This is a genomic window from Paenibacillus tyrphae, from assembly GCF_027925525.1.
GTDB lineage: Bacteria > Bacillota > Bacilli > Paenibacillales > NBRC-103111 > Paenibacillus_G > Paenibacillus_G tyrfis_B.
This window is the reverse complement of record NZ_BSDJ01000028.1, coordinates 18658-32541: the sequence shown is the minus strand read 5'-3', so window position 1 is coordinate 32541 and position 13884 is coordinate 18658. Positions and strand designations below refer to the sequence as shown.

General features: G+C 54.1%; 16 protein-coding genes. 5 read left to right on the top strand and 11 right to left on the bottom strand.

Annotated elements, in window-relative coordinates:
- Position 1: 1 nt before the first annotated feature.
- A complete protein-coding gene (locus QMG93_RS26095; protein WP_281941731.1) occupies positions 2 to 193 on the bottom strand; it encodes a YycC family protein in 192 nt (63 codons plus the stop codon).
- 158 nt (positions 194 to 351) lie between these two features.
- Here QMG93_RS26095 and QMG93_RS26090 point away from each other — a divergent pair, with 158 nt between their 5' ends.
- Entirely contained in the window at positions 352 to 2142 is a 1791-nt protein-coding gene (locus QMG93_RS26090; RefSeq protein ID WP_281941729.1) for a M3 family oligoendopeptidase, read from the top strand.
- Positions 2143 to 2600: 458 nt separating this feature from the next.
- Here QMG93_RS26090 and QMG93_RS26085 read toward each other — a convergent pair whose 3' ends face one another.
- Complete coding sequence (locus QMG93_RS26085) at positions 2601 to 3860, bottom strand: methyl-accepting chemotaxis protein (RefSeq protein ID WP_281941727.1); 1260 nt, start codon at positions 3858 to 3860, stop codon at positions 2601 to 2603.
- A gap of 298 nt (positions 3861 to 4158) precedes the next feature.
- On the opposite strand from QMG93_RS26085, the gene QMG93_RS26080 reads away from it, so the two are divergent.
- Positions 4159 to 4542, top strand: a complete 384-nt coding sequence (locus tag QMG93_RS26080; RefSeq protein WP_216789416.1) for an O-methyltransferase — start codon at positions 4159 to 4161, stop codon at positions 4540 to 4542.
- 554 nt (positions 4543 to 5096) lie between these two features.
- On the top strand, positions 5097 to 5618 hold the full coding sequence (locus tag QMG93_RS26075; RefSeq protein ID WP_281941725.1) for a GNAT family N-acetyltransferase: 522 nt from the start codon (positions 5097 to 5099) through the stop codon (positions 5616 to 5618).
- Between the two features lie 15 nt (positions 5619 to 5633).
- On the opposite strand, the gene QMG93_RS26070 is transcribed toward QMG93_RS26075, so the two are convergent.
- The 3 genes from QMG93_RS26070 to QMG93_RS26060 all read right to left on the bottom strand — a co-directional run bounded on the left by QMG93_RS26070 (position 5634) and on the right by QMG93_RS26060 (position 6515).
- Entirely contained in the window at positions 5634 to 5834 is a 201-nt protein-coding gene (locus QMG93_RS26070; protein ID WP_281941723.1) for an aspartyl-phosphate phosphatase Spo0E family protein, read from the bottom strand.
- Between the two features lie 74 nt (positions 5835 to 5908).
- Positions 5909 to 6106 carry a helix-turn-helix transcriptional regulator gene (locus tag QMG93_RS26065; protein ID WP_157999732.1) on the bottom strand — a complete coding sequence of 66 codons (198 nt, stop codon included), beginning with the start codon at positions 6104 to 6106 and terminating at the stop codon, positions 5909 to 5911.
- A gap of 181 nt (positions 6107 to 6287) precedes the next feature.
- A complete protein-coding gene (locus QMG93_RS26060) occupies positions 6288 to 6515 on the bottom strand; it encodes an alpha/beta-type small acid-soluble spore protein (protein WP_036693306.1) in 228 nt (75 codons plus the stop codon).
- Between the two features lie 107 nt (positions 6516 to 6622).
- Between QMG93_RS26060 and QMG93_RS26055 the strand changes: the two genes are divergently transcribed.
- A complete protein-coding gene (locus QMG93_RS26055; protein WP_281941863.1) occupies positions 6623 to 7093 on the top strand; it encodes a hypothetical protein in 471 nt (156 codons plus the stop codon).
- Here the strand turns inward: QMG93_RS26055 and QMG93_RS26050 are convergent.
- The 5 genes from QMG93_RS26050 to QMG93_RS26030 form a co-directional block, all read right to left on the bottom strand.
- Positions 7090 to 7251: a hypothetical protein gene (locus QMG93_RS26050; RefSeq protein WP_216789411.1), complete on the bottom strand. Its 162-nt coding sequence runs from the start codon at positions 7249 to 7251 to the stop codon at positions 7090 to 7092. The genes QMG93_RS26055 and QMG93_RS26050 overlap by 4 nt on opposite strands.
- Before the next feature lie 128 nt (positions 7252 to 7379).
- Positions 7380 to 8579: a CapA family protein gene (locus QMG93_RS26045; protein ID WP_281941717.1), complete on the bottom strand. Its 1200-nt coding sequence runs from the start codon at positions 8577 to 8579 to the stop codon at positions 7380 to 7382.
- Positions 8580 to 8771: 192 nt separating this feature from the next.
- On the bottom strand, positions 8772 to 9725 hold the full coding sequence (locus QMG93_RS26040; RefSeq protein ID WP_281941716.1) for an aldose 1-epimerase: 954 nt from the start codon (positions 9723 to 9725) through the stop codon (positions 8772 to 8774).
- A 97-nt stretch (positions 9726 to 9822) separates the two neighbouring features.
- Entirely contained in the window at positions 9823 to 10791 is a 969-nt protein-coding gene (locus tag QMG93_RS26035; RefSeq protein ID WP_281941713.1) for a TIGR03943 family putative permease subunit, read from the bottom strand.
- A 35-nt stretch (positions 10792 to 10826) separates the two neighbouring features.
- On the bottom strand, positions 10827 to 12011 hold the full coding sequence (locus QMG93_RS26030; RefSeq protein ID WP_281941711.1) for a permease: 1185 nt from the start codon (positions 12009 to 12011) through the stop codon (positions 10827 to 10829).
- A gap of 526 nt (positions 12012 to 12537) precedes the next feature.
- Between QMG93_RS26030 and trpS the strand changes: the two genes are divergently transcribed.
- Complete coding sequence (gene trpS / locus QMG93_RS26025; protein WP_281941709.1) at positions 12538 to 13527, top strand: tryptophan--tRNA ligase; 990 nt, start codon at positions 12538 to 12540, stop codon at positions 13525 to 13527.
- Between the two features lie 53 nt (positions 13528 to 13580).
- Here trpS and QMG93_RS26020 read toward each other — a convergent pair whose 3' ends face one another.
- Positions 13581 to 13757 (bottom strand): hypothetical protein, encoded by a 177-nt coding sequence (locus QMG93_RS26020; RefSeq protein WP_281941707.1) that lies wholly within the window; start codon positions 13755 to 13757, stop codon positions 13581 to 13583.
- Positions 13758 to 13884: the final 127 nt, after the last annotated feature.

The window sequence follows — 13884 nt, the reverse complement described above, 5'->3', positions numbered from 1 at the left end:
TTTACTCCTGGCCGGAAACGCTGGAATCTTTATCCGGAGCCGGAGCCGTGGAATTGTCCTTCGTCTTCCCGGCAAGCTCGGCCAGCTTTTGCAGAAGAATGTGCTGAGGCATATGCATCAGGTGTTCGATCGGAACGTTCAATTCCTTCGCGAGTTTCTGCGCCGTCTCAGGTGAAATCTGCAAAGGTCTCATTCGCAGTCCCTCCAGTCTATAGATCTACAGTCTCCATTTAATCATATCCGAGACCTAAAATTCAACCAAAAAATGGGGCCGCGGCATTTTGGTTTTGCGCCAAATTGTGGTTTAATGGAAAGAGATACATAATGTATAAATAAGGAAGGTGTTTATCCATGCGTAATCCTTTGCCGCAAACTTGGAATTTGGAGCGTTTTTTTCCGGGAGGCAGCGGGTCTGATGCTTTTATTCAATTTTTGAAAGAGCTGCAATCGAACATCTCCGAGCTGGACGAGACGTTAAGCGGGCTGGCCGTACCGGAAACGCCAGAGCAATCGGCATCGCTGCTCCCCGTGATTGTGTTGGTGCAAACGGCCTTATTGAAAATACGCGAAGCGGAATCGTTCACCGGCTGCCTGACGGCGGAAAATCAAAACGACAAGCGTGCGGTCCAGCTCACTGGGCAGGTGAAGTCGATTCAAGCCGCTTTCGCTTCCGCCTCGACGCGTTTTGACGATTTCCTGCGCCGCATTCCCGAGTCGGCTTGGCAAGGCTTGCTTGCTCACGCGGAGCTTAGTGAAATCACTTACCCGCTTGAAGAGCGGCGCCGGCTTGCATCGGAGAAGCTGTCACCGGAGCAGGAAGCGCTAATCCACGACCTTGCCGTAGACGGGTATCACGGTTGGGGCGAGCTGTACAATACGACGGTGAGCAAGTTCAGCATCCCGTTCGAAGAAAACGGGACTGTAACGGAGCTCTCGGCGGGACAGGCCGCCAACAAAATGTACAGCCCGGACCGCAGCGTACGGCAGCGGGTATTCGACTTGTGGGAGCGGGAGTGGGCGAAACATGCCGATTACTGCGCCGACGCGCTCAATCACCTGGGCGGCTTCCGACTTAAGCTGTATGAGCGCCGGGGCTGGGATGAGATTCATCGGGAGCCGCTAACCATCAACCGGATGTCGAAGGAAACGCTGGATGCGATGTGGGGCGTGATCGAGCAGAGCAAAGACGTGTTCGTCCGTTACCTGGAGAGGAAAGCGAAGCTGCTGGGCGTTGAGAAATTGGCATGGCATGATGTCGACGCACCGGTCGGAGAAGGCAATATGACGTTCAGCTATGATCAAGGCGCGCAACTCATCGTAGAGCAGTTCCGCCGCTTCAGCCCGAAAATGGCCGAATTCACCGTAATGGCGTTCGAGAACGGCTGGATCGAAGCGGAGGACCGCGCAGGCAAGCGTCCTGGCGGATTCTGCACGTCGTTTCCCATCTCCGAAGAAACGCGCATCTTTATGACGTATGCGGGCACCGCATCGAACGTATCGACGCTCGCGCACGAGCTCGGACACGCGTATCATCAACATGTGATGAACGATCTGCCGGCGCTTGCCCAGGAGTACGCCATGAACGTCGCCGAGACGGCTTCCACGTTCGCCGAGATGGTCGTCTCCGATGCAGCAGTGAAGGCAGCGGAGACCGATGAAGAGCGGTTAACGCTGTTGGAGGATAAAATTCAGCGCTCGGTCGCTTTCTATATGAACATTCATGCCCGGTTCTTGTTCGAGACAGACTTTTACGAGGCGCGCCGCCACGGGCTCGTGAGCATCGAGCGCCTGAACGAATTGATGGAAGCCGCTCAGAAGAAGGCTTACCGGAATACGCTTGCCGAGTATCATCCGCACTTCTGGGCGTCGAAAATGCATTTTTACTTGACGGACGTGCCGTTCTACAATTTCCCGTACACCTTCGGCTACATGTTCAGCACCGGTCTGTACGCCGAAGCGCTCCGCCGGGGCGCGGCGTTCGAAGACCAGTACATTGCGCTGCTGCGCGATACCGGACGGATGACGGTCGAAGATCTGGCGAGCAAGCATCTCGGCGTCGACCTACGCAAGCCGGACTTCTGGCAGCAGGCGATGGACGTCACCATCGCCGACGTCAACGAGTTCCTGCGCTTAACGGAGTAATCTTTAGCCCCGCCTCTTTTTAGGCGGGGCTTGCTTTTTGAGAAACCCGCTTCGCATAGAAATTCTCTGCATATGCCGGTGGGGTATATCCCTCCAGCCGCTCTTGAAACCCGTGAACTTGATTAGAATTAATGGTATTTTCACGGGTCTCAAAGGCGGACGTAAACTCTTACGGGATATACCCCACCTCTATTGGTCTGAGATTTTCTCCATTCTGGGTTTCTTAAAACAACCTGGGCCCCGCCTATTTAGGCGGGGTTTGTTATCTAAAGGGTTCCTAGAGCTGAAAAATTGGATAAACGGGTCCGTCGGAGAGTTTACGTGCCGCCTTTGATATCGGGTCAATACCTTTCAGTTATAATTCAAATGACCCGATATCAAGAGCGGCCGGAGGCGGACCTGTTTATCCCTCATTTCCAGCGCAAGATATGCCTTTCGACAAAAAGCCCCGCCTAACGCTACAATTTAAAGATACTCATCGTCTGCTGGAGTTTCGTCACCAGCTTCGTCATCTCCTCTGACTGGGCCACGATGGCCTGTACGGCCGAGATCTGGTCGATCATCGACGCGGACACCTCCTCGGTCCCGGCAGCGGATTGCTGCGTAATGGCCGATATATTTTCCATCGTAGCCGAAATATGCTTGGCTCCGGCCAGCATTTGCTCCGTCCCATCGGCGAAAGCGGCGATTTGCTCGGAAATGAACCGGACGCTGCTGACGATTTCTGCGAAGACCCGTTCCGTTTCGCCAATAAGCTTCGTCTGCTCCGCGACGATCTGCTCGTTCTCGGCCATGGACGCAAGCGCGTGCTGAATCCCTTGTTCGATACTGCGAACAAGACCGAACACCTCTTTGGTCGAGGCAGTGGCTTCCTCCGCCAGCTTCCGGACCTCCTGGGCGACGACGGCGAAGCCTTTGCCGTGCTCGCCTGCACGCGCAGCTTCGATGGAAGCGTTCAACGATAACAGATTCGTTTGTTCGGCAATATCCGAGATGGTTCGGGTCATTTGCGAGATGCTGCCGGTCTGCCGGGCGAGCGAATCGATCGTTTGAGATACGTTGGCCGTAGCGTCGACATTTTTGCGCATGCCTTCGCTCTGGGTTTCCACCGACTGAAGTCCTTTGTCTACCAGCGCTATCATTTGTCTGGCCCGCGAGTTCATTTCCCGGGTCGATTCCGTATATTCGGTTACCCGCTGCTCGATATCCTTCGTCGCCGAGGAGACGCCGCCGATCTCTTCCGAAATCTGATTGGCTCCGGACGCAAGCTCTCCGGCGGCGACGGACACTTCCTCAAGCACTGTTTTCATCTTCTCATTTTTAAAATAAATATCCCTGCTGGAGTCGAACACATGCTTCGAGGCCCGTCCCGTTTCCTGCAGAAGCTCGCGCAGCTTCTCCGTCATGCGGTTAAAGGCCGTCCCCAACTCGCCAAGAGCGTCGTCGGAGCGGATGTGGATCTTTTGCGAGAAATCTCCTTTGGAGATGCTCAGGGCGGCGCGGGAAATGTCGCTAATCGGTTCTGTAAGCGCTCTCTCCAACCAGCGTATAAAAGGATAGCTGAGTCCTGCCATCACAGCCAGAAACACGAACCCGAGAATGGGACTTAAGGAGGAGGTGGAAATAAGCAGAAGCATGGCGGCAGAATAGACGACAACGAGGGTGTAGCAGCCGATTTGCAGCTTCTTCTTGAACGAAAGGCCCAGAAACCAGTTCATAAATTAACGACTCCTTTGAAGGTGTAGGATAAAATGCTTACGTCATCGCCCTGGCTGTATGGGTAATTATACCACCCCCAAGAATGCCCGGTCCATAGTTTTCCAACGAGAGCAATCGTTCAGTCACTTGAATGAAAGCGGTCCCATATGCGCGGTGCCTTACGATGTAAAATTTTGTTGGATTATCGTGAATTTTATGAAAAAATTTGTTGTCAACGTGGTTATATTGTCCTATAATGGGTCTAGAGCCTCAGATATACATAATATTCCAATTATACTACTTGAAAGGAGGAACTCTGTGATTTTAGAACAGTTGCCTTTAGCCAGACAGTTGGATTTGGTGTTTCGGGAATTGAGAGAGGAGCTGGCTCAGCTTACCTCGGGGACGGTTTTCGTCCAGATTCGAAATAACATGGTCGGGAAGTTCGGCATCCGGCATTTTCCTCTGGAGAGCAAGGGTACGGAGATCAAGGTGGCAGAGCGTGGCCTGTCCGAAAGCCATCAGCTTTCGTTCCGCCAGACCGCTCTGGAATCGTTGAAGCTGAAACGTTGGACGCACGGTGAGATTCAATTTGAATTCGCGATGCGCCAAGACTTGCTCTGCACCAGCGTGACTTTTGAGTCGAACTATAACATGGCGAATTTGGTTAGCGAGTCCAATAAAAACAAACGCGATTTTTGAACGATATAGAATTTATAAATTTTCAGCGAAGCTGAACAAATTCTATATCCCAAGAAAAACTTCCGCTAAACCGCGGTCGCTCATCCATGAATAGACTTCGATAGAAGTTTTTCTTATTGATCAAGCTTACTGCACTCATACCAAGGTTTTCTTTTATCCCATTATAACTATTTTAAATTGTTTTATGGTTTCAACTAAATTCAATCCTTCTGATGCTCTAAATGTTCGATATAACTTACAGCCTCCCTTGATCGGGAGGTTTTTTTGATTTTAATAGGGGGTTATAGTATGGAACTTTTTGGAATAGTGGGTGTATAATCAATTCGGAGGTGATTAACATAGAGTTTTTTGCTATTGGGAGTATGCTGATTTATGTCATTTTAATCGGTCTTTCCATTTACTGTTTAATTTTATTTATTCAGCTTGCGCGCAGAGGGATTGAAGCGCTCGATCTGTACATCCATGACAAGAAAAATAACAAGCATAATCCACCGAATGACACACCTCATTAAGCACCACAGGGGTGTGTTTTTACGAATGAAAGGGGTACCGATATGATCGTACTCGAAACCGACCGGCTGATTCTTCGCCACCAAACCGTAGAGGACGCGGCGTTTATTCTGGAGCTTATGAACGATCCTTCCTGGATCCGCTACATCGGCGATAAAGGCTTGAGGACGCTCGATGACGCGCGGAGCTTTATTATAAAAGGGCCGCTGGACTCATATGCCCGTTTGGGGTTCGGATTTTACTTGACGGAATTGAAAGATGGGGGCACGCCGGTCGGTATCTGCGGATTTGCAAAACGGGATTTCTTAGAGGATGTCGATATCGGATATGCATTTCTTCCCGAATTCCGGGGGAAAGGGTACGCATTCGAGGCTGCTTCTGCCGCGCTGGCTTATGCCAAATCCGAACTGGGGCTACAACGCCTTGTGGCGATTACCACCAAAGATAACCATGCGTCGGCCAAGCTGTTGGAAAAGCTGGGAATGCATTTTGAAGGCACGATCCCGTATGCGGATACGGATGAGGAAGTACGGCTCTACGCGATTAACTGCCGGAAGCAGTCATAGAAAACGGTCCCCCCACTAAACTTGGCCGGTGGGGGGTTCTTGCCATTTGCTGGACAGGCGGGCGTACTCGTTCAAAGCGTCGTCCAATTTTTTACTGGCCTTGATGACTTCAGGATCTACCAAGGATGTCTTGTTCTCGGATAAGGCATTGAGCCCTACTCTAAGCTGTTCTATTTCTTTCATCATGTCTGCAAGCAGCTTATTGATCTCGGACATCGTTACCATTTTTGGCTCGACTTAAGCTATTACTTAAGTTTGTGGCCGGAGAATGAGCAAACCTAATTTGCTCTTTACCGTTTACCTGTCTCCCATTCCCATTCAAAAAGATCATCCATATAACAATTGAGGTAATCCGCCGCCATCTTCATCTTGAGAACGGATAGCTTGCTTTTCCCTTTGATGATTTGTGAAATGTAAGATTCAGTAACTCCCAAATGCTTTGCTAGATCTGCCTGTGTCCTGTTTGTCTGAGCCAGCAATTCAGGCAAACGGCTTCTCCCGAACCGGAGAGCCAAAAGCAATCCTCCTTTTGAGGGACTATGCCCTCCATTATACTTAAGTCATAGCTAAAGTGGCAAATAGAAAGCAAATGATAGTTTTGCTATAATGAATGGCAACGGAAAAAGGCGGTCCCTAAGGAGCCGCCCGGTTAAGTATTGAGGTCGTGCATTATCTTGTGAACTTGCCTGCCAGCTGCTGCTCGGCGATTTGAACCAGACGACGAGTGATGTGACCCCCGATTGCCCCAGTATCACGGGTTGCCATGAAGCCATAGTAACCGTCTTGAGGAATCTGAATGCCCAGCTCTTGAGCAACTTCATACTTCAGCTGATCCAAAGCTTGGTTAGCTTGAGGTACGACCAATTGGTTGCTGCTGCGGGATTGTCCTGCGCCCATCGATATCACCTCCGTTCACTAGGTAGTATGTTCCACACGAACGAATATACACGGACTGGAAATTGGTAAATCTGACCATACAACGAGGAGGGATTGTCTTGGGATTCATGCTGACGTGCAGCAATTGGTCCTTCGATGCGGACCTGCAAATCGTGCATGCCGACGTTAAACTGGAGATTGACGGCGAAACGCTGATTGACGAACCGCTGTGCATCGACGTAGGGCTTCCGGCGCTGTTGCTCAGCGTTCATGAAGATGTGGAGCCGTTTCGTTGGGCGCCGGCGGACGAATGGCAGCGCGTGCCGTTCTTCTGCTGCGGCTGCGGGGATCCGGAATGCCGGGCGTTCTCGTTTATCGTACGGCATAAGGCCGACGACCGGTTGGAATTGACGGAAGTGGAGGAACGGGAGGGGAGGTCCCCTCGTCAATTGGGCACGTATGATATCGATCGGTCGGATTACGCCAAGCAGGTAAGGGAGATCGGGGAGACGTTTTTGCGTTTTGTCGAACCTTTGGATTACCGGCCGTATTTCAAGGATACCGTCGAAACGGTAAAGCGGCAGCTTGCCCGGGGCTAGTTGTTATTTTTCGGCTTCTTGAGCGCTTCCATCTGTTTCATTAAAGCGGTCATTTCTTTCTCCAGTTTTTCCATGTCCTTGAACATGGTCTTCATCTGTTTGTCCTCGGTCAACAATTTGGTAATTCCGTCGAACCAATCGGATTTGCTGATGCTCATCTGTCCAGCCTGCCTTTCCGCGTTCTTTTTCTATATCGTACGAAGAAGAGCGGGGCAGGTGCGTGTTTCGGACGCGAAAAGGAGGAAAAGGCTGACGCCCTGCGGCTCAGCTTTTTGTCATTCTACCGCTAATCGACGAGCAGCTCCGGCATCCACCGCCGCATATGGGCGGCGATCTCCTCCCGTATGCCACGCACGCCGGGAAGCTCTGCCTCCGAGGCTTGGCTTAACGGAATGACGCGATATCCCCGCCAGGCCTGAAACCGGATATAGGTCGGCAAAAAGCGAACTCCGCCGACCGTGACGGCCGCTCTGCCGCCAGACGCCCCGCTCGGCTTCCGCAGCTCCGCCTTCAAAATACCGCCGATCCGCACATACGGATCGGGCTTCTTTTGTGCGGCCAGGAAGTTGCCAAGGGAGTAAGCGACGAGCGTCCTCCCGCCGTTTCCGTTATCGATCCATTCCGGCGGCTGGAGCACGTGCGGATGATGGCCGAGGATGACATCGGCTCCGGCGGCTGCGGCCAAGCGGGCCCATTTTCGCTGCTGCTCCGATGGAAGCCGGGCGTATTCGGTTCCGAAATGAAGGCTCGCCACGACAGCGTCGGCCTGTTTTTTCGCCTCGGCGATTTCTTGCCGGAATGCGCGCTCCTGTTCAAGCAAATGGACCAAATAAGGCTTGCCCGGGGGCCGGGAAATCCCGTTCGTCCCGTAAGTCCAAGCGACGAAAGCAAGCTTCAAGCCGTTGTGCTCCACGATCCGGAGCCGCTTGCGGTCCGCTTCGTTCTCGCTCGCGCCCGCATATTCGACGCCAAGCTGCTTCCAATGCCGGATCGCCTGACGCACCGCCTGTTCTCCGCGATCCAGCGTATGATTGTTCGCCATCGAGACGATATCGACTCCCGCGTCACGGAGGGCGTCGGCTGTCTCGAACGGACTGTTAAAGGCTGGGTAATCGGACAGCCCGAGCGCGGTTCCGCCGGTAATGCTCTCCTGATTGGCGAACGCGACGTCGGCCCCCTGCAAATGCGGCCGCACCGCCTCGAAGACGGGTCGGAAATCGTAGTTAAGCCGTGTCCGTGCGTCCTCGTAGATCGTACGGTGAATGAGCACGTCGCCGGCTGCGGCCAAGGTCACCCGGCGTTCCGCAGGGGCATCCGGTTCGGATGACGGCAATGGGGAAGGCGTGGGAGTCGCTTTCGTGTCGGTCCCCATCCGGGGTTCGCTTGAAGACGGTGCCGGAGGCGCGGTACGCTCGGCCGCAGGAGAGCACGCGCCCGAGATCAATAGGATCAGAAGAACGGAATAACGGCAATATCGTTTGGCCATTGCGCGGGTCCTCCAGAACGCTGAATTCCAAGCTATTAGCTAATATTTGCGTACGGACTTCGAATTATAGACCCGCGTAGAAAAAGGAAAAGAATGGGGCGCGAGGGGGCTTTAAAGCATGCGGAAAGGCCCGCGTCGCCCGGTTTCGTTCCGGGCTGCCCGCGAGCCTTTTTTAGCCGTTTTATGTTCAAGTTATTTGTAAGTAACCTCAAGCTTTACTTCGAGCTCCAGCGAACCTCCCGGTTCGATGGCGCGGAAGCCCGTCACCTCGGCCGGTTGATCGATATTCGGTGCGTTAGTAACCCAAGTGTATGGCTCCAGGCAGATGAAATCCCGGGCTTCGCCCTTCGTATAAACGACCCATTGCTTGAACAGATCGGAGCCGCTGTAGCGGATATCCGCCTTCGGGCCGGACAGCACGGCGAGGCAAGGGTAGTCCCCGATTTGGAACACGGTATCCATGTCATGGCCTTTCAGCACGTCGCCTTCAGGCAGCTTCGCGTACCTGTCGCTAAGCGGCGCGATATGGCCGAGAGGAACGTTCGTTTCGTCCAGCTCCCAGATGCCGCTCGCCGGCAGCTGCAGCGTCCAGTTCTCCGGCTCCCCGTCCAGCAAAAACCACGTATGCAGCCCGTAGCCGAACGGAGCGGACGTTTGTCCCCGGTTAGTCGCCTTCAGTAGGTGACGGAGCGTGCTGCCCCGCAGCTCGTAGGTTACCTCAAGCTCCAGCTCGTGCGGGAATTGATGCTGCACGTGTGCATCGGCGGCCAAACGAAAAACGGACGTGATATAGAGGACCCCGTCCTTTTCGCCGGTGGCAAGCACGGTCCAGGGCTGGCTCTTGATCACGCCATGAATATGATTGCCCTGCGCGTTGTTGATCTCGAATTGGTAGCTGCGGCCCTCGAACGTGAAGCGGCCATCGCGTATGCGGTTCGGCGGCATCAGAATCGGCGTGCCGTATTGAACCGGCTCGTCGGCCATTGCGGCCGGCGAGGCCGGGACGCGCAGCATTTCGCGCTCCAGCGTTTTATCCCAAATGCTGTAGACGTTGTTGCCGACGGATGGGCAAATGCTGACGATCAGGTTGTCGTTTTCGAGCGTATAGGCCGGTGTTCCCTGCCAGTCGATCTGCTTAATTATCATTCCGAAGTTCTCCTTTGCCCGGTAAAATAGTCCGATCGTAAATCGCTTCCATTGTACCAGAGGAGCCGGGGACTGTCACCCGGGAAAATCCTTTGAATCAGGCGCCGAAATCGAAGTTCGGGTAGACGTACGGCACTTTGGCCGGCTCGGCTTTGGCGATTTTCTCGACCTTCAGCACCATGATGTCAGCATCGTTCAGCTTCGTTTTTTGAATCGTTCCGGTGACCGTAACCCAGCTGTCGTCTGCGAACGTATTGGCCCGGTCATATTCGGCCAGCACGCCGAACGGGGCGGCGTCCGCGGAGCAGCATTGGATGGAGAAGCGTGCCACGACGAACTGGTTGCTCTTCATCTCCTCCTGCCGGTAGACGAAGCCGGTGAGCTGCAGCTTTTTGCCGACGAACCGGTCGAGATACAGGTCGACGGACGTCAGCGTTTCGATGAATAAATCTTCTTTCACCGTAATCAAATCGGATTTGTAGAGCTGCTTCGCATATTTTGCGTATTGCTGGGTAAATTTATCTGCCGGAAAAAGCTCCCCGTCCGCAGACACTGCCGCCTGAGTCCCGGGTGCTTGAGCGCCTGGAGCAGCGGGGGCGGTATCCGTACCAGCGGGAGTCCCTGCCGGGGCGCTCGTGGTTCCGGTCTCCGCACTGGCGGCTTCGCTGTCTTTTTTCACCGAGCTGGAGCTGCTGAGGTTCATCCCTTTTTTGGCGGCAAGACTGCTGCCCATCGTGCTGTCGGGAAGTAGAAAGCCCAGCAGCAGCGGGAAGAAAAACAATCCGTACACGACGATGTTTTTGAACAGCGACCGCGATGGGGTGTGATCATGGTCGCAATCGCAGACGACGGATGCCCGGCCGCGCCAGGCGCGAAGCGTCAAGTAGAGCTGGTAGGCGGCGACGGCGTACAGCGCGACGGCCGACCATTTGACGTAATCAACCATGCGGGGGGCTATGTACAGCAGAATGCCGTCGGTTTTGACCAGATAGGCGATGTAGACGGCGAAGCCGAGCAGAATTATGGTTTTCAATGCATGATGCAGGCCCAGTACCCGAGAATTCACGGCACACACTCCTTTTGCCTTGTTTGGAAGTCAATTTACAGGAAGAAAAGCCGTTCGTACAGCAGCGATGCGGCGAGCACGACAATAACGACCAGTGCGGACAGCAGGAGCACGAAGCGGGCGCGGAAGGCCGACAGCAGCATTAGCGTGCTTTTTATATCCAGCATCGGGCCAAAGACGAGAAATGTCAGCAGCGAGCCGGTCGAGAAGGTTGCGGCAAACGACGAAGCGACGAAAGCGTCCGAGGTGGAGCAGAGCGACAAGACGTACCCGAGCCCCATCATAAACAGATGGGAGGTAAAATCGCCTTGGCCGATGGACACGAGGCTTTCGCGCGCGACGAGCGTTTGAATGAGTGCGGTCAGAAACGCGCCGAAAATCAAATATTTTCCCATATCGAAAAATTCGTCCGAAGCGTGTCCGAGGACGCCGAGCAAACGGCTGCTGCGGCTATGTCCATGATCGTGCGTATGGTCATGGTCCGCATGGCTGTGTGGATGCGTATGCCCGTGATGGTGAGCATGGTCATGATGATGCATATGGACATGGTGCTGCTCATGGGAATGGCCATGCTTATGTGTATGCTCGTGCTCGTGCGCGCTATGCCGGGCGTCGTCGCGCCGATGCAAGGCTTGGGGAGCGCCGTACCCGTTGGCGCTAAGCTCCGGCGCCGCCCCGCGGATCGGATTGCGCTTCACGAACCGGTACACGATAAGGCCGATCGCCGCCGCAACGATGAAGGCGAGCGCCATCCGGGAATAAGCGATCTCCGGCCGCGTGCGGAATGCCATGAAGGTCGCCGCGTACACAACGGGATTGATAATCGGACCGGCGAGAATGAAGACGACGGCCACATAGACCGGCATTCCTTTCAGCACCAGCCGGCGGATGACCGGTACCATGCCGCATTCGCACAGCGGAAAAATGATCCCGACGACGCAGGCGAACAGAACGCCGAGCACCGGATTTTTCGGCGTCAGCCGGCGGATGGTCTGCTCGGACACGAACATCTGCAGCAGGGCGGACACGAGCACGCCGAGCAGGACGAACGGCAGCGCCTCGAGGATAATGCTGATGAACAGCGTTTTGAAATTTTGCATGCCGGCACTGCTTAAAAAGGAAAAGTCCGGCGGCTGCTTTTGCGTATAAATGAGAACCAGCATCAGGATGCACAGCACGGCGAGAATGTTCGTAACCCACCGTTGGACGATTGTTTGCAAGGGGCATGTCTCCTTATTATTCGTAATTATTATTATATAGTATGCTTTCCGATTCGTACATAGGACAAGTTTTTAAAGCTTTATGAAGACTGGAAAAGCGCGTGGCTGCGGCGGTGGACGTTCCTGTTCCGATTCCGAGGTTGACAAGGAGGATGGCGTTTAGGTAAAATGACGTCTAATAAGAGCGATGACGGGAATAAGTAGGCGGCAGGCAAGCTCTGCAGAGAGCCGGTGGGTGGTGTAAACCGGCGGGCGGCAGCCGAACGAATGGATCCCTGAGCTGAAGGTTGAACGTGCGCAGACGCACCCGGGCCCGGGTAAGCTTCGATTCAGCGTTGCGCGCCGGTAGGCCGTTCCGGTTTCCTCCCCGTTACAGGAGGCTGAAGGCCCGTGGGATCTGTCTTGTACAGACGATTGCGGGTAAATTAGGGTGGCACCACGGTCTCTCGTCCCTTGCGGCGGGAGGCCTTTTTGTTTTTCTCGGGAAGCTTACAGGCGAAATAAAATAAAGGAGGCGGACTGCAAAATGTCCAAATTGAGAGTATTGTCCGGCATGCAGCCCAGCGGTCAGCTGACGCTCGGCAACTATATCGGTGCATTGAAAAATTACGTAAAGCTTCAACATACGCACGATTGTTATTTTATGGTGGTGGACCTGCACGCCGTCACGGTGCCGCAGGAGCCGGAAAAGCTGAAGGATCAGTCGGAAGCCGTCGCTGCGCTCTACCTGGCGGCAGGCATCGATCCTAACGTGGCGACCGTGTTCCTGCAATCGACCGTATCTGCGCATGCCGAGCTCGGCTGGCTGATGACGACGCTCACGTACATGGGCGAACTGGAACGCATGACGCAGTTCAAAGACAAATCCGCCGGCAAGGAATCCGTCGGAGCCGGTCTGTTCACTTATCCGTCGCTGATGGCGGCCGACATTCTGCTGTACGATACGGCACTTGTTCCGGTCGGCGACGACCAGACGCAGCATTTGGAGCTGACGCGCGATCTGGCGCACCGCTTCAATCAGCGTTACGGCGATACGTTTACGATTCCGAAAGGCTACTTCCCTGAAGTAGGCGCACGGATTATGTCTTTGGACGACGCGTCCAAGAAGATGAGCAAGAGCAGTCCGAACGCCGGTAGCTACATTGCGATGCTGGATGCCCCGGACGTCATCCGAAAAAAAATAAGCCGGGCCGTAACCGACTCGGGGCGGGAAGTGAAGTTCGACCCGCAAAACAAGCCGGAGGTCAGCAACTTGATCAGCATCTACGCCGAGTGCGCGGACAAAACGATTGCGGAGATCGAAGCGCAGTACGAGGGGCAAGGCTACGGGCCGTTCAAGAAGGATCTGGCTGAAGCGGTCGTAGCTGCTTTGGAGCCGATCCAGCAGCGGTATGCGGAGATCCGCAGCTCGGGTGAGCTGTACGATATTTTGCGTCAAGGCAAAGAGCGCGCGGGAGCGCAAGCGGAGCAAATGCTGAAGCGGGTTAAAGAAAAAATGGGCTACGTCGTTCTGTAGCCCATCCCCAGAGCTTGTCCGGACGAAACTTTCTTCGTCCCGGGCAAGCTCTTTTATTCGTTTCGTTTTCTCAATTTGGCTTTCACGATAAAGCCGGCTCCGATAAACAGCACCGACAACAAGCCGAACAGAGCAGCCAGCCAAGGCTTGCCCGTGGCCATAAAGAAGCTGATGCACGCGAGGAGCGCCGTGCCCCCGAAGGCAAAAAACAACCCTAATCCTTTCGTCATGACGAGTCCGCACCTGCCTTTCCGATAAAATTTGAAACTCCGATTGATTTTTTCAAAAGGGAGTATAAGTTCAGACATACGACACATAATAAGCTTGCAAGCTTGCAAATACATCAAAGACATCATC